This is a genomic window from Streptomyces sp. 5-10 (genome assembly GCF_014712245.1).
GTDB lineage: Bacteria > Actinomycetota > Actinomycetes > Streptomycetales > Streptomycetaceae > Streptomyces > Streptomyces violaceusniger.
Genome location: NZ_JACVYG010000003.1, coordinates 415,131 through 437,952, shown reverse-complemented (window position 1 = coordinate 437,952; position 22,822 = coordinate 415,131). Strand labels below are relative to the sequence as shown.

The following is a 22,822-nucleotide window of genomic DNA, read 5'->3' as shown; positions in this document are numbered from 1 at the left end:
CCGAGGATTGCCCTGGTATCCAACGTGACCGGTCAGCCGGCCGCCGCCGATGAGGTGTGCTCCGCGGAGTACTGGGTCCGCCATGTGCGGGAGGCGGTGCGGTTCGCGGACGGCGTGCGGGCGCTCGAGGAGCAGGGCGTCTCCCGGTTCGTCGAGGTCGGCCCCGATGGAGTGCTCTCGGCGATGGCACGCGAGTGCCTGACGGCGGAGGAGACTTCGGCTCCCGTCGTGGTGCCGGTGCTGCGCAAGAACCGTCCCGAGACGCGGGCGCTGACGACGGCGCTGGCCGAGCTCCACGTGAACGGCGTCGGAGTGGACTGGGAACAGGCCTTCGCGGGACGTGGCGCACGGACGGTCGACCTGCCCACGTACGCCTTCCAGCGGGAGCGCTACTGGCTGGAGAGCCTGACGTTCCCCAGCGATTTCACCGCCGCGGGGTTCGCCCCGTCGGTGGATACGCGGTTCTGGGAGGTGGTCGAGCGTGAGGATCTCCAAACGCTCACCGAGACGCTCGACGTCGATGCCGAGACGCCGCTGAGCGCGGTGCTGCCGGCTCTGTCGGCGTACCACCGCAACAGCCGTGACCGGTCCATTGTCGATGGCTGGCGTTATCGGGTGTCGTGGAAGTCGGTCCCCGACGCCGCCGACGGCTCGCTGTCGGGGACGTGGCTGGTGGTCGTTCCGGCGTCCCGCGCGGAGGACGAGCTGGTCTCGGGGGTTGTCGCCGGGCTCGAGCGGCATGGCGCGGGTGTGGTGCCGGTCGTGGTGGACGAACGGCACCTTGACACGGACGCGTTGGCGGAGCGGTTGCGCGAGGCGGTCGCGGAGGTGTCCGAGCCGGGTGGTGTGCTGTCGCTGCTCGCCTTGGACGAGGACCCCTGCCCGGCGCACCCGGCGCTGTCGAACGGCCTCGCCCTGACGCTGTCCCTGGTGCGGGCCATGGTCGAGGCGCGTGTCGAGGCTTTGGTGTGGTCCGGAACGCGTGGCGCCGTGTCGGTGGGCCGTTCCGAGAAGCTCAGCCATCCGGCGCAGGCGATGGTGTGGGCGCTGGGCCGGGTGGCCGCGCTGGAGCTGCCCCAGCTGTGGGGTGGTGTGGTCGATCTGCCGGAGTCGCTGGATGAGCGTGCGGTGGCGCGGCTGGCGGGTGTGCTGTCCGCCGGGGGCGGCGAGGACCAGGTGGCGGTGCGCGGCTCGGGTGTGTTGGCGCGCCGTCTGGTGCGGTCGGCCGCGGCTGTCGGTGAGGGGATCTCGTGGCGGGCGCGTGGCACGGTGCTGGTGACCGGTGGCACGGGTGCGCTGGGTGGTCATGTGGCGCGCTGGCTGGCGCGTAGTGGTGCCGAGCATCTGGTGCTGACCAGCCGTCGGGGTCTTGACGCGCCGGGCGCGTCCGAGTTGCGCGATGAGTTGGAGGCGCTGGGTGCCCGGGTGACCGTGGCGGCCTGTGATGTGGCCGACCGTGGGCAGCTGGCCGCGGTGCTGGACGCCGTTCCTGCGGAGTATCCGCTGACGGCGGTCGTGCACGCGGCGGGTACCAACGGGGTGGCGCCGCTGATGGAGACCGGGTTGGCCGATGTCGCCGACGTGGTCTCCGGCAAGGTGGCCGGCGCCGTCAACCTGGATGAGCTGCTCGGCGACCGGGAGCTCGACGCGTTCGTGGTCTTCTCGTCGATCGCGGGTGTGTGGGGCAGTGGCGGTCAGGCCGGGTACAGCGCGGCCAATGCCTATCTGGACGCTCTGGTGGAGGAGCGTCGCGGGCGGGGTCTGGCCGGTACCGCCGTGGCCTGGGGTCCCTGGGCCGAGGGCGGTATGGCGGAGGGCGATGGTGGCGAGCAGTTGGCGCGGCGTGGTCTGCCCGCGATGGCGCCTGACCTGGCGATCGCCGCGTTGCAGGGGGCGGTCGCGGGTGATGACGGTGTGGTGGCGGTCGCCGATGTGGACTGGGAGCGGTTCGCCCCCTCGTTCACCATGGGGCGGCCGAGTCCGCTGATCGGTGATCTGCCCGAGGTCGAGCGGGTGCTGGCGGAGGCCGGGGAGACCGAGGACGCCGGGCTCGGTGCGGGTGCGGCGTTGCGGGAGCGGCTGGCGGGGCTGACCGGGGCCCAGACCGACCGGGTCCTGCTCGATCTGGTCCGGGACCACGCTGCCGCGGTGCTGGGATTCACCGGCACGGAGGCGGTTGAGCCCGGGCGGGCCTTCAAGGAGCTGGGTTTCGACTCGCTCACAGCGTTGGAGTTCCGCGACCGGCTGGCCGCGGAGACCGGTCTCAGCCTTCCCGCCACGCTGGTCTTCGACTACCCCAGCGCCACGGTGCTCGCGGCGTATCTGCGGACCGAGGCACTGGGCGCGTCGTCCCCGGCGATCGCCGCCGGGTCCGGGGCGCCCGCCGGTTCCGGCGCGGACGACGAACCCATCGCGATCGTCGCCATGAGCTGCCGCTTCCCCGGCGGGGTGCGCAGCCCGGAGGACCTGTGGCAGCTGGTCGAGAGCGGCGGTGACGCCATCTCCTCCTTCCCGTCGGACCGCGGCTGGGACCTGGGGATGTACGACGCGGACCCGGAGCAGTCGGGCGGGTTCTACGTCCGTGAAGGCGGATTCCTGTACGACGCGGCCGAGTTCGACCCCGGGTTCTTCGGGATCTCGCCCCGTGAGGCGCTGGCGACCGACCCGCAGCAGCGGCTGCTGCTGGAGACCTCCTGGGAGGTGTTCGAGCGGGCGGGCATCAACCCCGCGTCGCTGAAGGGCAGCCAGGTCGGCGTGTTCGTCGGCTCCTCGGGCTCCGGTTACGGCGCCAACCTGGAGACGGTGCCCGAGGACGTCGAGGGCCATCTGCTGACCGGTAACTCCGGCAGTGTCGTCTCCGGCCGTCTGTCCTACACCTACGGTCTGGAGGGTCCCGCCGTCACGGTGGACACGGCCTGCTCCTCCTCGCTGGTGGCCCTGCATCTGGCCTGCCAGTCGCTGCGTCAGGGCGAATGCTCCATGGCGCTGGTCGGCGGTGTGGCCGTGATGGCGACTCCGATGGCGTTCGTCGAGTTCAGCCGGCAGGGCGGGCTCGCCCCCGACGGCCGGTGCAAGCCGTTCTCGGCCGCGGCGAACGGTACGGGCTGGAGCGAGGGTGTCGATGTACTGCTCGTGGAGCGGCTCTCGGACGCGGAGCGCAACGGCCACCAGGTGCTTGCGGTGGTGCGGGGCTCGGCGGTGAACCAGGACGGTGCGTCGAATGGTCTGACCGCGCCGAACGGTCCGTCGCAGCAGCGGGTGNGACCCGATCGAGGCGCAGGCGCTGCTGGCCACCTATGGTCAGGAGCGCGCCGAGGGGCAGCCGCTGCTGCTGGGCGCGTTGAAGTCGAACATCGGGCACACCCAGGCCGCCTCCGGTGTGGCTGGTGTGATCAAGATGGTCATGGCGATGCGGGAGGGCAAGCTTCCCAAGACGTTGCATGTGGATGAGGCGTCGCCGCATGTGGATTGGTCGGCGGGTGATGTCGAGCTGGTGACCGAGGCGACGCCCTGGCCGGAGACGGGTCGTGTGCGCAGGGCGGCAGTGTCCGCGTTCGGGGTGAGTGGCACCAACGCGCATGTGATCATCGAGCAGGCGCCGACCGCCGACGGGTCCGGTACGGAGCAGGCGGGGGATGCCGCGGGCTTCACCGCGGGCCCGGTTCCTTGGGTCCTGTCCGGTAAGACCGAGGCGGCTCTTCGGGGCCAGGCCGAACGGCTGCTCGGTCAGCTGGCCTCGGCCGTCGACGATTCCGCGGTCGTTGTGGATGTCGGCTACTCCCTGGCGGCGACCCGATCGCTCTTCGACCACCGGGCCGTGTTGGTCGGTGAGGACCGTGAGGAGCTGCTGCGCGGCCTTGAGGCCGTCATGCGGGGCGGGACCGCGCCGAGTGTGGTGCGCGGTGTGGCGGGGAGGGCCGGTAAGACGGTGTTCGTCTTCCCCGGCCAGGGGGCGCAGTGGATGGGCATGGCGGTGGGGTTGATGGAGTCCTCGCCGGTGTTCGCGGAGGCGATGGCCGAGTGTGAGACGGCCCTGTCGGCTTACGTGGACTGGTCGCTGGCCGAGGTGCTGCGTGGTGCCGAGGGTGCTCCCGGCTTCGACCGGGTGGATGTGGTGCAGCCGGTGCTCTTCGCGGTGATGGTGTCGCTGGCGAAGCTGTGGCGTTCGGTCGGCATTGAGCCGGATGCCGTCATGGGCCACAGTCAGGGCGAGATCGCCGCGGCGTGTGTCGCGGGTGCGCTCTCACTCGAAGACGCCGCGAAGGTGGTGACCCTGCGGTCGCAGGCCATCGCGGCGGGTCTGGCGGGTCGCGGTGGCATGGTGTCCGTCGGCTTGCCGGTCGACCAGGTCAAGGACCGTATCGCCGCCTGGAACGGCGCGATCTCGGTCGCCGCGGTCAACGGCCCCGGCTCGGTGGTCGTCTCCGGTGACCCGGGGGCGCTGGACGAGATGGTCGAGCGGCTGGAGGGCGAGGAGANTGGTCGTCTCCGGTGACCCGGGGGCGCTGGACGAGATGGTCGAGCGGCTGGAGGGCGAGGAGATCCGGGTTCGCCGGGTCCCGGTGGACTACGCCTCGCACTCCGCGCACGTGGAGGCGATTCACGAGGAGCTGCTGAAGGTCCTGGCGGACCTTCAGCCGCGTTCCTCGGAGGTGCCGTTCTACTCCACGGTGTCTGGTGAGCTGGTGGACACCGCCGGTCTGGACGCGGAGTACTGGTACCGCAACCTGCGGCAGACCGTTGAGCTGGAGGCCACCACCCGTACCCTGCTCGGCAGTGGCCACGGTGTGTTCATCGAGGTGAGCCCGCATCCGGTGCTCACCCTTCCCGTTGAGCAGACCGTGGAGGCCGCCGAGGCCCGGGCCGTGGTCGTCGGCACGCTGCGCCGCGACGAGGGCGGTCTGGGGCGGTTCCTGACCTCGATCGCCGAGGTTCATGTCAACGGGGCCGACGTCGACTGGCCGAAGGTGTTCGCCGGATACGGCGCCCGCCGGATCGACCTGCCGACGTACGCCTTCCAGCGGGAGCGCTACTGGCTGGAGGCCCCGACGACGTTCGTCGGGGATGTCACCGCCGTGGGGCTCACCCCGCCGGTGCACCCGTTGCTGGGCGCTGCCGTCGAACTGCCCGGCACGGACGGCTTCCTGTTCACCGGCCGTCTCTCGCCGCAGACCCATCCGTGGCTCGTTGACCACATGGTTCAGGGCACGATTCTCCTGCCCGGCACCGCCTTCCTCGAACTGGCGCTGCACGCTGCCGAGAAGGTGGGCTGTGATCGGGTCGAGGAGCTGACCCTCACGGCGCCCCTCGCGCTGCCCGAACAGGGCGCGGTGCACCTCCAACTCGCGGTGAGCGGGCCGGACGAGAGCGGCGCGCGTGCGCTGAACGTCTACTCGCGGCTGGAAGACGGCACCGTGACACAGCCGTGGACACAGAACGCCTCCGGTCTGCTGTCGCCGGCGCCGGGCGGCGCACCGCGAGAGACGGGGCAGGCCGATCTCACCGTATGGCCCCCGGAGGGCGCGCAGCCGATCGACATCGGTGACGTCTACGACCGGATGACCGAGGGCGGCTTCGGTTACGGTCCGATCTTCCAGGGGCTGCGATCCGTGTGGCGCCGTGGTGACGAGGTCTTCGCCGAGGTCCGTCTGCCCAAGGAGAGCGCCGCGGACGCCGAGGAGTTCGGGCTGCACCCGGCTCTGCTGGATGCGGCGCTTCACGCCGTCATGTTCGTACCGTATGAGGGGCCGATGCCCGCCAGGCTTCCGTTCTCCTGGACTGGGGTCTCGCTGCGGGCCGTAGGCGCCTCGGAGTTGAGGGTGCGCCTCAGTTCGCTCGGGCCTGACTCGATCGGCCTCCAGGTCGCCGACGGAACCGGCCTCCCCGTGGCCTCCGTCGACTCCCTGGCGCTGCGACTGGTCGCGGACGCGCAAATCCAGGCGCCTGGTTCTCGGGCGGCCGGGCATGACTCGCTCTTCCGTCTGGAGTGGACCCCCGTTCCCGTCGCCGCGCCGGCTCCCGCGTCCGAAGGGACGTGGGCCGTGCTGGGCACGGACGGTCTGGGGGTGCGCTCCGGCTTGGAGACGGCGGGTGCCGACGTGGAGGCATACGCGGATCTGACCGCGATGCGCGAGGCGATCGAGTCCGGCGCCGCCGTACCGGACGTCGTCATGGTCACGGGCACCGCGGAGGCGGTTGGCATCGATGATGACGACGACCTGGCGGGGCGGGTGCGTGGCGTCGCCTATCGGGCGTTGGACCTGGTGCGGTCGTGGGTCACCGATGAGCGGTTCGCCGACTCCTACCTGGTGTTCGTGACCCGCGGCGCGATGGGTGTCCGACCCTCCGACCACGTGCGCACCCCTGCCGAGGCAGCCGTGTGGGGTCTGCTGCGCTCCGCGCAGAGCGAGCATCCCGGGAAGTTCCTCCTGGTCGACCTCGACCCGGAGGAGCACGGGGACGTGTCCTCGGCGCTACGGTCGGCGCTCGCCTCCGAGGAGCCGCAGGTCGCGGTCCGTGAGGGAACGGTGCTCGGTCTGCGCATGGCGCGGGTCTCCTCGGGCGGCGGCGCCCCGCGGGCGCTGGATGGTCCGGGGACGGTGCTGATCACGGGTGGTACGGGTGGTCTGGGTGCGTTGCTGGCCCGTCATCTGGTGGTGGAGCACGGTGTTGGGCGTCTGGTGCTGACGAGTCGTCGTGGCGTTCAGGCGCCGGGTGCGGCGGAGTTGGTGGCGGAGCTGGCCGGGCTGGGTGCCGAGGCGCGGGTGGTGGCGTGTGATGTCGCCGACCGGGCCGCGGTGGAGAAGCTGCTGGCGGGGATCGGTTCGGAGCATCCGCTGTCGGCCGTGGTGCATGCGGCGGGTGTGCTGGATGACGGTGTGGTGGAGTCGCTGACGCCGGAGCGGGTGGACAAGGTGCTGCGTCCGAAGGTGGACGCCGCGCTGCACCTCCACGAGCTCACCCGCGACCTCGACCTCGCCGCCTTCATCCTGTTCTCTTCCGCCTCCGGTACGTTCGGCAGCGCCGGCCAGGCCAACTACGCGGCGGCCAACGCGTTCATGGACGCCCTGGCCCAGCACCGCAGGGCCGAAGGGCTCCCGGCCACCTCGCTGGCATGGGGGCCGTGGACGCAGGACGGCGGCATGACCACCGAACTGGCCGACAGCGATATCACCCGGATGACCAGGAACGGCATGGTCGCCCTCACCCCCGAGGCCGGACTCGCGCTGTTCGACGCGACCCGCCATCTCGACGACGCCGTCCTGGTGCCCATCACCATGGACATGTCCTCGATGGGCGATCCGGTACACGCGCTGCTGCGCGGACTGGTGCGCGCACGCGCGCGGAGGGCCGTGGAGCCGGCCGCCGATCCGGCCGCCGCGCTCAAGCAGCACCTGGCCGGGAAGTCCGAAGCGGAGCGCGAGCGCGTCCTCATGGACCTGGTGTGCGACCAGACGGCCGTTGTCCTCGGCTACCCGTCGGGAGAGGCGATCGAGCCGGAACACGCGTTCAAGGACATGGGATTCGACTCCCTGACCACGGTGGAACTGCGGAACCGTCTCAACGCGGAGACCGGGCTGCGGCTGCCGGCGACCCTGGTGTTCGACTACCCGACCCCGACGGCGCTCGCACGGGTTCTGCTCGAGGAGGTCACCCCCGCCGACGGGCCCGTGACCGAGCCCGTCTTCGGAGAACTCGACCGGCTGGAGTCCACCCTGTCGGCGCTCGGCTCCGAGGGTGAGGTACGGGCGAAGGTGGCCGAACGGCTGAGGGAGTTCCTGAACAAGCTGGATGACGCCCCCGAGAGCGTCGACGCCACCGAGGATGTGGCCGAACGGATCGGATCGTCCTCCAACGACGAGCTGTTCGACTTCATCGACCAGGAACTCGGCCTTTCCTGAATCCTGCCCAAGACCTCGTGAACTTGTGACTGCGAAGAAAGTGGCGGCAAACAATGAGTGAGACAAAGCTCCGCGACTACCTGAACAGGGTGACGACTGATCTGCACCGCACCCGTCAGCGCCTTCGGGATGTGGAGGCGAAGCAGCGGGAGCCGATCGCGATCGTGGCGATGAGCTGCCGTTTTCCTGGTGGGGTCACCTCGCCGGAGGAGCTGTGGCGCATCGTCGCCGACGAGATCGACGTGCTCTCACCGTTCCCGAAGGACCGGGGCTGGCCCGAGGAGCTGTTCAATCCCGACCCGGACAGCCAGGGGACCAGCTATGTGAACGAGGGCGGGTTCCTGTACGACGCCGCGCTCTTCGACCCCGTGTTCTTCGGGATCTCCCCGCGTGAGGCGCTGGCGATGGACCCCCAGCAGCGGCTGCTGCTGGAGACGTCCTGGGAGGTCGTGGAGCGGGCGGGCATCGACCCGCTGTCTGTCAAGGGCGCCACGGGCGGCGTGTTCATAGGCGGTGCCAACACGGGGTACGGCGCGGCCGGGGCGATGGAGGCCGAAGAGGTCGAAGGCCATCTGCTCACAGGGCAACACCCTGCCGTCACCTCCGGCCGGATCTCCTACGTGCTCGGCCTCGAAGGCCCCGCGGTGACGGTGGACACGGCGTGTTCATCGTCTCTGGTCGCCCTGCACCTGGCCGTGCAGGCGCTGCGTCAGGGCGAGTGTGACTTCGCCCTGGCCGGGGGCGTCGCCGTGATGGCCCTCCCGGGAGGGTTCACCGAGTTCAGCCGCCAACGAGGACTCGCGACCGACGGCCGCTGCAAACCCTTCGCGGCGGCCGCCGACGGCACCAACTGGTCCGAGGGCGTCGGCGTGCTGTTCGTGGAGCGGCTGTCGGACGCCCGTCGCAACGGCCACCCGGTGCTGGCCGTCATCCGAGGTTCGGCAATCAACCAGGACGGCACCAGCAATGGTCTGACGGCTCCCAATGGCCCCTCGCAGCGCAGGGTGATCCGCCAGGCGCTGAAGAACGCCGACCTGACGCCCGCTGATGTGGATGCGGTGGAGGCACACGGCACGGGTACGTCGCTGGGCGACCCGATCGAGGCGCAGGCGCTGCTCGCCACCTACGGCAAGGAGCGGCCGGAGGACAAGCCGCTGTGGCTGGGCGCCCTCAAGTCCAACATCGGCCATACGCAGTGGACGTCGGGTGTGGCCGGGGTCATCAAGATGGTGATGGCCATGCGGCATGGCATCCTGCCGAAGACACTCCACGTGGACGAGCCGACACCCCATGTGGACTGGTCGGCGGGGGCCGTGAAGCTGCTCACCGAGGCTCGGCCCTGGCCGGAGACAGGCCGGCCCCGCCGGGCGGGGATCTCGGCCTTCGGGATCGGCGGAACCAACGCGCACACCATCATCGAGCAGGCCCCGGAAGCCGAGGAGCCGGGGCCGGCCGATCCGCAGGCCGGTGCTGGGGGTGAGCCTGCGCCTGCCGCCTCCTCCGTTGTGCCATGGCTGGTCTCCGGCAAGGGCGAGGCCGCGCTGCGGGCACAGGCCGAGCGGCTGCACGCGAGTCTGACGGCCCAGGGTGCTTCTCAGGACAACGATCTCGCGCTCGCGTCGGTGGCGGACATCGGCTACTCCCTGGCAGTGTCCCGGTCGGCGCTCGAGCACCGTGCCGTGGTGATCGGCGAGGACCGCGACAGCCTCCTGCGCGGCCTCCAGGCCGTGGCCAAGGGCGAGATCGCTCCGGGCGTGGTCAAGGGACAGACCGTGAAGCGGCCCAGGACCGTCTTCGTGTTCCCCGGTCAGGGGGCGCAGTGGGCGGGGATGGCGGTGGGGCTGCTGGACTCCTCGCCGGTGTTCGCCGAGGCGATAGCCGAGTGTGAGAAGGCTCTGTCGGCGTATGTGGACTGGTCGTTGACGGATGTGCTGCGCGAGGCTGAGGGTGCTCCTGGTTTCGACCGGGTGGATGTCGTTCAGCCGGTGTTGTTCGCGGTGATGGTGTCGCTGGCGAGGCTGTGGCGTTCGGTGGGTGTGGAGCCGGACGCGGTGATGGGTCACAGTCAGGGTGAGATCGCGGCGGCGTGTGTGGCGGGTGCGCTCTCGCTGGACGATGCGGCGAAGGTGGTGGCGCTGCGATCGCAGGCGATCGCGGCGAATCTTGCCGGTCGTGGTGGCATGGTGTCGGTCGGGCTCCCGGTCGACCAGGTCAAGGCGCGCATCGTCTCCTGGGATGGTGCGATTTCGGTGGCGGCGGTCAACGGCCCCGGTTCGGTCGTGGTCTCCGGTGATCCGGGGGCGCTGGATGAGATGGTGGCCCAGCTGGAGGGCGAGGAGGTGCGGGTCCGCCGGGTTCCGGTGGACTACGCCTCGCACTCCGCGCATGTGGAGGCGATCCGCGAGGAGCTGCTGAAGGTTCTGGCGGACATCGCGCCGCGTTCGTCGGAGGTGCCGTTCTACTCGACGGTGTCCGGTGAGCTGGTGGACACCGCCGGTCTGGACGCGGAGTACTGGTACCGGAACCTGCGGCAGACCGTTGAGCTGGAGGCCACGACGCGCACGTTGCTGGATGACGGTCATACGGCCTTCGCCGAGGTGAGCCCGCACCCCGTCCTCACGCTTCCCGTTCAGCAGACGGTGGAGGCCGCTGAGAAGAAGGCGGTGGTCGTGGGCACGCTGCGGCGGGACGAGGGCGGCCTGGAGCGGTTCCTGACCTCCGCCGCCGAGCTGCACGTCAGTGGCGTCGGCGTCGACTGGCGGACGGTGTACGAGGGCCGTGGTGCCCGCCGGGTCGATTTGCCGACCTACGCCTTCCAGCGTCAGCGCTACTGGCTGAACTCGGTGGCGGCCGTCGGCGACGTGGGGTCGGTGGGCCTCGGGGCGGTGTGGCATCCCCTGCTGGGCGCCGCGGTCTCGCTTGCGGGCGGCGGCGGAGTGTTGTTCAGCGGGCGGCTGTCGATGGCCACGCACGCCTGGCTCGCCGACCACGCGGTGCAAGGGGTGCCGCTCGTGCCCGGGACGGCCTTCGCGGAGATGGTCGCGCAAGCGGGGGACCAGGTCGGGTGCGGCCGGGTCGATGAGCTGGTGCTGCTGGCGCCCTTGGCGGTGCCCGAGCGCGGAGGGGTGCAAATCCAGGTCGAGGTGGGGGAGGCCGACGCCTCGGGCCGTCGCGAGGTGAGCGTGTACTCACGGATGGAGCCGGCCGACGACAGGGCCGACCTCGAGGAGCCGTGGGTGCGGCACGCTCACGGCGTGCTCACGCCGCCCGGTCCCGCGGCCTCCTTCGACTTCGCGAAGTGGCCGCCCTCCGGGGCCAAGCCTGTCGATATCTCCGGCGGCTACGAGCACGCCGAGGAGCACGGGCTGCACTACGGCCCCGCGTACCGGGGGTTGCGGCGCGCCTGGAAGCGCGGCGATGCGGTGTTCGCCGAAGTCGAGCTGCCTGAGGATCAGCGCGGCATCGCGAAGTACTTCGGTCTGCACCCGGCCCTGTTCGACGCGGCCGTGCAGGCGATGGGCGCGAACAACGCGTTGCGCGGTGGCGACGACGCGCCGAGCGCGGGCAGTCTGATGCCGTTCTCGTGGCGGGGATTCTCCCTGGAAGCAGTCGGTGCCCAAGCGCTTCGCGTCCGGATCATCCCGGACGGACGGCAGGCCGTGTCGCTGGCCATGGCCGACACCTCGGGCCGCCCGGTGGCTTCCGTCGATTCCCTCCTCTTCCGGCCCATGCAGGCCGCCACGTTGCCGAACACGGGCCGGACGGCCGGTGACGCGTTGTTGCGCATGGAGTGGACGGCGGGCGCGGTGAAGCCCGCCGAGGGCGTGGCACCCGGCTGGTGGGCGGTGCTGGTCGACGACTGCCTTGGCGTGGGCGCCGCTCTGGAGGCGGCGGGCACCTACCCCGCCGATGTGTACCCGGACCCCGCGGCGCTGAGTGACACCGTGGCGGCGGGCACGAGCATGCCCGGAATGGTGGTACTGCCGGTGGCTTCGAACGGCCCCGCTGTGGTGGACGAGGTCCACACACGGGTCGGTGAGGTGCTGGAGACCGTTCAGTCATGGGTGGCGGACGACCGGTTCGCGGGCACCCCGCTGGTGGTGCTGACACAGGGGGCCGTTGACACTGGCGACGGTGTGCGGGATCTGGCGGCCGCGGCGGCATGGGGTTTGGTGCGGTCGGCGCAGTCGGAGCACCCGGGACGGGTCGTGCTGGTCGACACGGATGATGTCGAGCGTGCGGTGAAACTGCTCGCGGGCGTGGTAGCCGCTCGTGAGGAGCAGGTGGTGGTGCGTTCGGGCGAGGTCCGCGTGCCACGTCTGGCCCGCTCGCTGCCCGCGGGCAACGCTCCCGAGCCGGAGGTGTTCGGTTCCGGCGCCGTGCTGGTGACGGAGGGCACGGGAGCTCTGGGCGGTTTGGTGGCCCGGCATCTGGTGGCCCGGCACGGTGTCAGGAAGCTGGTGCTGCTGTCCCGCCGTGGTGCGGAGACGGACGGCGCGGTCGAGTTGCGGGCCGATTTGGAGGCCGCGGGCGCCGAGGTGGTGGTCGCGGCTTGTGACGCCGCGGACCGTGAAGCGCTTGCCGCGGTGTTGGCGGGACTGTCCGAGGAGTTCGCGTTGAGCGCCGTAGTGCATGCGGACGAGGTGCTCGACGACGGGCTGTTCGCATCGCTGACACGCGAGCGGGCGAGCGCGGTGCTGCGGGCGAAGGTGGACGCGGCCTGGAACCTGCATGAGCTGACCGCGGGCATGGACCTGTCGGCGTTCGTGCTGTTCTCATCGACCGCGGGTCTGCTCGGCGCGGCCGGGCAGAGCAACTACGCCGCGGCCAATGTGTTCCTGGACGGCCTCGCGTCATGGCGTCGTGCTCAGGGACTGCCGGGTGTCTCGCTGGCGTGGGGCCGGTGGGCCCAGGACAGCGGAGTGACACAGCAGGAGGAGATCGACAACTGGCGCTACCAGGTGTCGTGGAAGCCGGTCCCGGACGTGGCCGGGGGCTCGCTGTCAGGGACCTGGCCGGTAGTGGTTCCGGCCTCCCGGGCGGGGGACGAGCTGGTCTCGGGCGTTGTCGCCGGGCTCGAGCGGCATGGTGCGGATGTGGTCTCGGTCGTGGTGGACGAGCGGGACCTGGACGCGAACGTGCTGGCGGAGCGGTTGCGCGAGGTCGCCGAGCAGGCGCCCGAGCTCGGCGGTGTCCTGTCGCTGCTGGCCCTGGACGAGGAGCCCTGCCCGGGGCACCCGGCCCTGCCGGGCGGCTACGCGCTGAGCCTGGCGCTGGTGCGGGCCATGGTCGAGGCGAAGATTCCGGCTCGGCTGTGGAGCGGTACGCGAGGGGCCGTCTCGGTGGGCGGTTCGGACCGGCTCACCAACCCGGTGCAGGCGATGGTGTCGGCGTTGGGCCGGGTGACCGCGCTGGAGCTGCCGCCGCTGTGGGGCGGTGTGGTCGATCTGCCCGAGTCGCTGGATGAGCGCGGTGCGGCACGGCTGGCCGGTGTGCTGTCCGTCGAGGGCGGCGAGGACCAGGTCGCGGTGCGTGGTTCCGGTGTCTTCGTACGCCGTCTGGTGCGGTCGGCCGCGACCACCGGTAAGGCGACGTGGCGGGCGCGGGGCACCGTGCTGGTGACCGGTGGCACGGGCGGGCTGGGTGCTCATACGGCCCGCTGGCTGGCGCGTAGCGGTGCCGAACATCTGGTGCTGACCAGCCGTCGTGGTCCTGACGCGCCGGGCGCGTCCGAACTGCGCGAGGAGTTGGAGGCGCTGGGAGCCCGGGTGACGGTGGCGGCCTGCGATGTGGCCGACCGTGAGCAGCTGGCCGCGGTGCTGGACGCGGTGGAGCGGGAGCATCCGCTGACGGCGGTCGTGCACGTGGCGGGGGCCACCGGGGTGGTGCCACTGATGGAGACCGGGTTGGCCGATGCCGCCGCCCTGGTATCGGGCAAGGTGGCGGGCGCCGGCAACCTGGACGAGCTGCTGGGCGACCGGGAGCTCGACGCGTTCGTGCTCTTCTCGTCGGTCTCCGGTATGTGGGGCAGCGGTGGCCAGGCCGCCTACAGCGCGGCCAACGCCTATCTGGACGCGCTGGTGGAGGAGCGTCGTGGACGGGGTCTCGTCGGCACGTCCGTGGTCTGGGGCCCCTGGGCCGAGAGCGGCATGGCGGCGGGGGACGTCTCCGGGGAGCAGCTGGCGCGACGTGGGTTGCCCCGGATGGCGCCGGAGCCGGCGATCGCCGGTCTGGAACGCGCGGTGGCGGGCGGCGACGGCGTGGTGACGGTCGTGGACGTGGACTGGGAGCGGTTCGCGCCTTCGTTCACCTCGGTCCGGCCCAGCCGGTTCCTGAGCGATCTCTACGAGGTCCAGCGGCTGGACACGGCATGGAACGATGTGGCGCGCACCGGTCTGGTGCCCCTCTCCTCCGAGGAGGGCCTGGAGCTCTTCGACGCGGGCGTCGTCTCCGACACGGCCGTGGTGGTTCCCGCCCGGCTGGACATCGGTGTGCTGCGCGCCCAGGGCGCCGCGATGCCCGCCGTGTTCCGTTCCGTCGTCCCGGACGCCCCCGTCCGCCGTGCGGCTCGGGCGGCGGAGTCCGAGGTGGACCAGGCCACCCAGCTGCGGCAGCGGCTGGCCGGGCTGTCGGAGGCCGAGACGGACGAGGTGCTTCTCGAACTGGTGCGTACCGTCGCCGCCGCGGTGCTCGGGTTCGCATCGCACCATGACATCGACACCGGCCACGAGTTCATGGAGATGGGCTTCAACTCCCTTACCGCGGTGGAATTCCGTAACCAGCTCGCTGCCCTTACCGGCCTGAGGCTGAACACCACGGTCGTCTTCGACTACCCGAGCCCGGGCGAGATGGTGGCCCATCTGCGGCCCCGGCTCGCGGCCGAGGTCGCGGCCGGCCCCGTCAACCGCCAGGTCCAGGAGCGGACCGCCCCGGCCGCTCCGGTCGCCGCGCCCGCGCCCGTGACCGAGCCCGCTCCCGCGGCGCCGCAAGCGGACGACACCCTCGGCTCTCTCTACCGGCAGGCGGCGCAGCAGGGTAAGCACCAGGTCGGCATGGATCTGCTGGTGAACGCGGCAAGGCTCCGTCCGACCTTCGAGGACCCCGCCGACTTCGAGGGGACCATCAGGCCCGCGCGGCTCTCCCGGGGCCCTGGACGTCCCCGGCTGGTGTGTTTCTCCTCCCACGTCGCCCTGGGCGGCGTCCACCAGTACGCGCGGTTCGCCGCGCCGTTCCGTGGCAACCGGGACGTGGCGGCCCTCGGCACCGTGGGGTCCGTCCCGGGGGAGAGCCTTCCGGCCACCCTGGACGCGCTGTTCCGCTTGCAGGCGCGGCTCGTTGCCGATTATGCCCAGGGCGACCCGGTCGTCCTGTGCGGCTCCTCGGCCGGCGGAATGTTCGCCCACTCGGTGGCCGCCGCCATGGAGGGCCAGGGCACACCGGCCGCGGGAGTCGTCCTGATGGACACCTACCTTCCGTACACCACGAAGCTCGGCCAGTTCGAGGACGCCTGGACGAACGAAATGTACGAGCGGGAGGAACTCGTCTCCATGGACGGTGTCCGGATGTCCGCCATGGGCTGGTACGTGCATCTGCTCGAGGGGTGGAAGCCGCCGCAGATCTCGGTTCCCAGCCTCCAGGTTCGTGCGACGGAGCGGGTGCTGGCGGCGGCTCCGGACGCGGATGCGCAGAGCTGGCAGGCGGACTGGCCCGCCGACTCCGCCATCGACGTGCCCGGAGATCACTTCACCATGATGGAGAAGCACGCGGACACCACCGCCCAGGCCGTCGAGGACTGGGTGGCCAACCTTTAGCGGCCCCGCGCCCGCCCGGCACCGGTGAATGGCGGGCGGGCGCCCCACGCCGAAGCCGCGCTCAGCGCGGCACACAGCTTTGACGCAAGGTCTTCCACGAAGCAGGAGTTAGGTGAGCAGCATGTTGCGCGGGTCCAGCGACTCAGGCGAGTCCGGAATCCAGGCTGGGCCGGATCGCGGTGAGGGCCCAGGTGAACTTCCATCACTCGCACCGGACTTCCGAGAACTGCTGGACCACGAGCAGCGCAGGGTCCTGTTCGACCTGGTGCGCGCACATGTCGCCGCGGCGCTGCGGTCCGAGTCGCCGCGTACGCTCGACGCGGAGAGCTCGTTCCTCGACCTGGGTCTTGACTCGCTGGCGGCGGTCAATCTGCACCGCGGACTGGTGGCGGCCACCGGCCTCACGCTGGAGGTGTCGCTCGCCTACGACTACCCGACGCCCAGCGAGCTGGTGGACCACCTCCACCGGCAGATCTCCCCCGTGGCCACGGACGACACCGCCCCCGCGCGTGCTGTCGTGGGCTCGGACGACCCCATCGCGATCGTCGGGATGAGCTGCCGCTTCCCCGGCGGTGTCAACAGCCCAGAGGACCTGTGGAAGGTCGTCTCCGAGGGCGTGGACGCCATCACCCCGTTCCCCACCGACCGGGGCTGGGACCTGGAGGCGCTCTACAGCCCGGACCCGGACCAGCCCGGCACCAGCTACGCGACCGAGGGCGGGTTCATCCACGACGCGCCCGAGTTCGACGCGGAGTTCTTCGGCATATCGCCGCGTGAGGCGCTCGCCATGGACCCGCAGCAGCGGCTGCTGCTGGAGACCAGCTGGGAGGTCTTCGAGCGGGCCGGCATCGACGTGACCAAGCTGCGGGGGAGCAGGACCGCCGTCTTCACCGGCGCGGAGCACCACGACTACGGGCCCCACCTGCAAAGCACCAAGAGCGGTCTCGAAGGCTATGCGCTGACCGGAACCGCGGGCAGCCTCGCCGCCGGGCGCATCGCCTACACCTTCGGCTTCGAGGGCCCGGCGTGGACCGTGGACACCTCGTGCTCCTCGTCGCTGGTCTCCCTGCACCAGGCGGCGCAGTCGCTGCGCCAGGGGGAGTGCGACCTGGCGCTCGCCACCGGTGTCGCCACGATGCCCACCCCGGGTGACTTCATCCTCTTCAGCCGCCAGCGCGGGCTCTCCTCCAACGGGCGCTGCAAGGCGTTCGGCGCCGAGGCCGACGGCACCTCGTGGGCCGAGGGCGTCGGCGTCCTCCTGGTGGAGCGGCTCTCGGACGCCCGGCGCAACGGCCACGAGGTGCTGGCGATCGTGCGTGGCTCCGCCGTCAACCAGGACGGCGCCAGCAACGGTCTGACGGCCCCCAACGGCCGTTCCCAGCAGCGTGTCATCCGGCAGGCGCTGGCCAACGCCGAGCTGACCGCGGACCAGATCGACGCGATCGAGGCGCACGGCACCGGAACCTCGCTCGGCGACCCCATCGAGGCGCAGGCGCTGATCGCCACCTACGGAGAGAGCCGACCGGAGGGACAGCCGGTGTGGCTGGGGTCCCTCAAGTCGAATATCGGCCACACCCAGGCGGCGGCCGGTGTGGGTGCCGTCATCAAGATGGTGATGGCCATGCGCCACGGCATCCTGCCCAAGACGCTGCACGTGGAGGTGCCGACCCCGCACGTGGACTGGTCGTCGGGCGGCGTGGCGCTGCTCGCCGAGCAGCGCCCCTGGCCGGAGACCGGGCGGCCACGCCGTGCCGGTATCTCCTCGTTCGGCATGAGCGGCACCAACGCACACGCCATCATCGAGCAGGCACCGCCGGTGGAGCCCGCCCCCGCGACGGACGACGCCGACGAGGACACGGCGTCCCAGCCCGTGTCGTGGCTGGTGTCCGCCAGGAGCGAGGAGGCGCTGCGGGCGCAGGCCGCGCGGCTGCGCGAGCACGTGGTGCACCACCCCGACGCGCGGCCGGTCGACATCGGATGGTCGTCCGCCGTGACACGTGCCGCACTCAAGCACCGGGGCGTGGTGGTGGCCTCCGACCGCGAGGGGCTGCTGCGCGGCCTCGCCGCGCTCGCCGAGGACACCGACGCGCCGGGCCTGGTGCTGGGCAGGTCCACCGCGCAGCGGACGGCGTTCCTGTTCACCGGACAGGGCGCCCAGCGGCTGGGCATGGGCCGCGAGCTCTACGAGACCTACCCGCTCTTCGCCGACGTGTTCGACGAGGCGTGCGACTATCTGGAGGTGCGCCTGGGCACCTCGGTGCTCGACGTGGTCTTCGGCCCCGAGGACGACGACGCGGCCGCCGCCACCGGTGACGAGCTCAACCAGACGATGTTCGCCCAGGCCGGGCTGTTCGCCTTCGAGGTGGCCCTGTTCCGCCTGCTGGAGTCCTGGGGCGTGCGCCCCGACTTCCTGATGGGGCACTCGGTGGGCGAGATCGCCGCGGCCCACGTCGCCGGGGTGCTGTCCCTGGAGGACGCGTGCGCCCTGGTGGCGGCGCGCGGGCGGCTGATGCAGGAACTGCCCGAGGGCGGCGCGATGGTGGCCGTCCAGGCGTCGGAGGAGGAGGTGGCCGAGAGCCTGGAGGGCCGCGAGGACCAGGTGTCGCTGGCGGCGCTGAACGGCCCCACCTCGGTGGTGCTCTCCGGCGACGAGGACGCGGTGCTCGAACTCGCCGCTCACTGGGAGGCCCAGGGCCGCAAGACCAAGCGGCTGCGGGTGAGCCACGCGTTCCACTCCCCCCGGATGGACGCCATGCTGGAGGAGTTCGGCCAGATCGCCGCCTGCCTGGCGTACTCGGCCCCGGCCATCCCGGTCGTCTCCAACGTCAGCGGCGAGGTCGCGGGCGCCGAACTGGCCACCCCCGAGTACTGGGTCCGCCATGTGCGCGAGGCGGTCCGCTTCGACGACGGCATGCGGCAGCTCGCCGAGCAGGGCGTGACCACCTGCGTGGAGCTCGGCCCCGACGCCGTGCTGACCGCGATGGGCCAGGACTGCCTGGACGCCGTCGGCGCCGACGCGGCCTTCGTGCCCCTGGCCCGCTCCGGGCGCGCCGAGGCCCAGACGCTGGCGGAGGCGGTCGCCACCCTGTACGCGAACGGCGTGGGCGTGGACTGGGACGCGGTGTACTCCGGGCGCGGCGCCCGCCGCGTCGCCCTGCCGACCTACGCCTTCCAGCGCAAACGGTACTGGCTCGAGTCGGGCGGCGCCGGGACCGGCGACGCCCGGAGCGTCGGCCTCGGCGGGGTGGACCACCCGCTGCTCGGAGGGATCACCGAACTGGCCGAGGGCGACCGCACGGTGCTGACCGGGCGCCTGTCGCTGCAGACCCACCCGTGGCTCGCCGACCACGCCGTGGCCGGCGGTGTGCTCTTCCCCGGCACCGGCTTCGTGGAACTCGGCCTGCTCGCGGGCACCGAGACCGGGGCGGGACGGCTCGGCGAACTCACCCTCGAGACCCCGCTCCTCCTGCCGGAGCAGGGCGGCGTCCGCATCCAGCTCGTGGTCGGCCCCGCCGACGAGTCCGGCGTCAGGTCCCTCGGCGTGTACTCCCGCTCCGACAGCGACGAGCCGGGGGAGGAGTGGGTGCGGCACGCCCAGGGCGTCCTCGAGGCCGACAGCGGCGCCGCGGTCACCGACAGCCTGCTGCGGTGGCCCCTCCCGGGCGCCGAGCGGGTGCCGATGGAGGGCTTCTACGAGGGCCTGGCCCAGGTCGGTTACGGATACGGGCCGGTCTTCCAGGGGCTGGAGTCGGTCTGGCGGCTGGACGGCGATGTCTACGCCGAGGTGGCGCTACCGGACTCGGCCGCCCAGGAAGCCGGACGGTTCGGCCTGCACCCCGCCCTGCTCGACGCCGCCCTGCACGCCATGGAGATGGGCGACTTCGGCGGCGAGAGCGGGCGCGTGACCCTGCCGTTCTCCTTCACCGGGGTGACCCTGTACGCGGCGGGCGCCGGACGGGTGCGGGTGCGGCTGCGCCCGCAGGGCAAGGACACGGTCGCGCTGCTGGTGACGGACGCCACGGGTGCGCCCGTCGCCTCGGTGGAGTCGCTGGTGGTGCGGGAGGTGGCGGCCGAGCGGTTCGCGTCGGGGCCGCGCGCCACCGGCAGCGATGGAACGCTGTTCCGGGCCAACTGGGACGAGTTCGCCGCCGCGCGGGACGGCGAGCGGACCGTGGACGGCGCGTCCACGGCGGTGATCGGCGCCGACCGGGCGCGGGTGGCCGAGCTGCTCACCGCCTCCGCCGTCGAGTACGCCGAGTACACCGGGGTGGACGCGCTCGTCGCCGCCGTCGACGAGGGTGCCGCGGTGCCGGATGTGGTCTGGGCCTGGTGCGGCGGCGAGCCCGCTGGGCCGGACGCCGGGAACCTCGCCGACGCCGCTCGGAAGGCGACCCACCGGGCGCTGGCCCTGGTGCAGTCCTGGCTGGCGGAGGACCGGTTCGACGGGTCCCGGCTGGTCGTGGTGACCAGCGACGCGGTCGCCACGGGCCCGGGTGAGGGCGTCGCCGGACTGTCCAACGCCGCGGTCTGGGGACTGCTGCGTTCGGCGGCCACGGAGAACCCGGGCCGGATCCAGCTGGTGGACATCGACCGCCACGCCGAGTCGGCCGTCGCAGCCGCCGGCGTGGTGACGGCCGCGTTCGCGGCGGGCGAGCGCGAGGTGGCGCTCCGCGTGGGCCGGGGGCTGATTCCCCGGCTCGCCAGGGACGCCGCCGGGCGGGTGCTCGAGGCCCCCGCCGGCACCTCGGCGTGGAAGCTCGGCACCACGGGCGGCGGCACCCTGGACAGCCTCTCGTTGCTGCCCGATCCGGCGGCGGAGGAGCCGCTGGCACCCGGATGCGTGCGGATCGCGGTGCGCGCCGCCGGTCTGAACTTCCGTGACGCGCTGATCGCCATCGGCATGTACCCCGACGACCACGCCACGATGGGTGGCGAGGGCGCCGGTGTGGTCCTGGAGGTCGGCCCTGGAGTCACCGACCTGGCACCCGGTGACCGGGTCATGGGCATGATCGACGCATCGTTCGGGCCCGTCGCGGTCACCGACCGGCGGCAGATCGTCCCCATGCCGAGCGGCTGGACGTTCGCGCAGGCGGCGACGGTGCCGCTGGTCTTCCTGACGGCCTACATGGGCCTGGTGGAACTCGGCAACCTCCAGGAGGGCGAGACCATCCTGGTGCACGCCGCCACCGGTGGTGTGGGCATGGCGGCCGTGCAACTCGCACGCCACCTCGGCGCCGAGGTGTACGCCACGGCCAGCCCCGGCAAGTGGGACACCCTGCGGGCGATGGGATTCGACGAGAAGCACATCGCCTCGACGCGTGACCTGGAGTTCGAGCGGCGCTTCACGGAGGCCACCGACGGCCGGGGCATGGACATGGTGCTGGACTCGCTCGCCCGCGAGTTCGTCGACGCCTCCCTGCGGCTGCTGCCCAGAGGCGGGCGGTTCCTGGAGATGGGCAAGATCGACGTGCGGGACCCCGAGGTCGTCGCGCAGGACCACCCCGGGGTGAAGTACCGCGCGTACGACCTGGACGTGGCCGACTACGACTGGGTCCAGCGGATGCTGGCCGACTTGGTCGATCTCTTCGACCGTGGCGCACTGCACCCCCTCCCGGTGACGGCATGGGACGTGCGCCGGGCACCGGACGCGGTGCGGTACATCAGCCAGGCCCGGCACATCGGCAAGAACGTGTTCACCATGCCCAGCGCCCTGAACCCCGAGGGATCGGTGCTGATCACCGGTGGCACCGGCGGCCTGGGCAGCGAGGTGGCGCGCCACCTGGTGGCCGAGCGCGGAGTGCGCAACCTGGTCCTGGTCTCCCGGCGCGGGCCGGACGCGGAGGGCGCCGCCGACCTCAAGGCCGAACTGACCGAGGCGGGCGCGTCGGTGACGCTGGCGGCCTGCGATGTGGCCGACCGCGCCTCGCTGGAGCGGGTGCTGTCCGACGTGCCCGCCGACCACCCGCTGACCGCGGTCGTGCACGCTGCGGGCGTACTCGACGACGGTGTCATCGACACTCTGTCGCCGAAGCGGATCGACACGGTTTTCGAGCCGAAGGCCGACGCGGCGTGGAACCTGCACGAGCTGACCCGCCATCTGGACCTGGCGGAGTTCGTGATGTTCTCGTCCGTCGCCGGTGTGTTCGGCAGCCCGGGACAGGGCAACTACGCCGCGGCCAACTCGTTCCTGGACGCGCTCGCCGCACATCGGCGCGCGCTCGGCCTCCCCGCCGTGTCGCTGGCCTGGGGACCGTGGGAGCAGGCCGGCGGCATGACCGGCACGCTCAGCCACGCGGACATGGTGCGCATGGCGCGCGAGGGCATGGCGGCCCTGTCCATGGCGGGCGGTCTGCGTCTGCTGGACGCCGGCCGGACCAGTGAGGACGCCCTGCTCGTGCCGATGCGGCTGGAGACCTCGGCGTTCAGCGGCCAGACCGACATCCCCACCCTGCTGCGGGGTGCGGTCCGGGTGCGGAGCAGGGCGGCGGCCGACGGGAAGGCGACCGCGCCTGAGTCGGCCAAGGAGCAGCTGGCCGGTCTCTCCGGAGCCGAACTCGACCATGCGCTGCTCGCCCTGGTGTGTGGCAGCGCGGCGATGGTGCTGGGCCACAGCGGCGCCCAGTCCATCAAGCCCGACCGCTCCTTCCAGAGCCTCGGCTTCGACTCGCTGGCGGGCGTGGAGTTCCGTAACCGGCTGAACTCGGCCACCGGGCTCCGCCTTCCCTCCACGCTGATCTTCGACAACCCCACGCCCGCCGCGCTCGCCGAGTATCTGCGCGGCCGGGTAGCGACGGACAGCCCGGCCGAGTCGGACATGGATCCGGAAGAGGCCAGGATCCGTGCCCTTCTGACGTCGATTCCGCTGGGACGCCTGCGCCGCTCCGGTCTGCTGGACGCGCTCACCGAGCTGGCGAGCGGCAAGGACCAGGCCGAGACGGACACCGAGGAGAAGGAGACGGACTCCATCGACGCGATGGACGACGACGACCTGATCGACATGATGCTCGAGGATCTCGACAACTGACGACGGCCGAGTCCCCCCGGAGACCTCCGGGGGGACTCGCACTCCAGGGCCACGTCTCGAAGGGCCCCGGCGGCGCGGGTGTTTCT

2 protein-coding genes and 2 pseudogenes are annotated in these 22,822 nt (G+C 71.7%); all 4 read left to right on the top strand.

Features of this window, described 5'->3' with window-relative positions:
* Positions 1–4,492 (top strand): annotated as a pseudogene (locus tag IEJ02_RS51350) (SDR family NAD(P)-dependent oxidoreductase); the annotation flags it as partial.
* A gap of 22 nt (positions 4,493–4,514) precedes the next feature.
* Complete coding sequence (locus IEJ02_RS51345; RefSeq protein ID WP_263407907.1) at positions 4,515–7,901, top strand: SDR family NAD(P)-dependent oxidoreductase; 3,387 nt, start codon at positions 4,515–4,517, stop codon at positions 7,899–7,901.
* Positions 7,902–7,954: 53 nt separating this feature from the next.
* Positions 7,955–15,685 (top strand): annotated as a pseudogene (locus tag IEJ02_RS06265) (SDR family NAD(P)-dependent oxidoreductase); the annotation flags it as partial.
* A 139-nt stretch (positions 15,686–15,824) separates the two neighbouring features.
* The gene (locus IEJ02_RS06260; protein WP_370466986.1) at positions 15,825–22,736 is read left to right on the top strand and encodes an SDR family NAD(P)-dependent oxidoreductase; all 6,912 of its coding nucleotides are present in this window, start codon (positions 15,825–15,827) and stop codon (positions 22,734–22,736) included.
* Positions 22,737–22,822 lie beyond the last annotated feature (86 nt).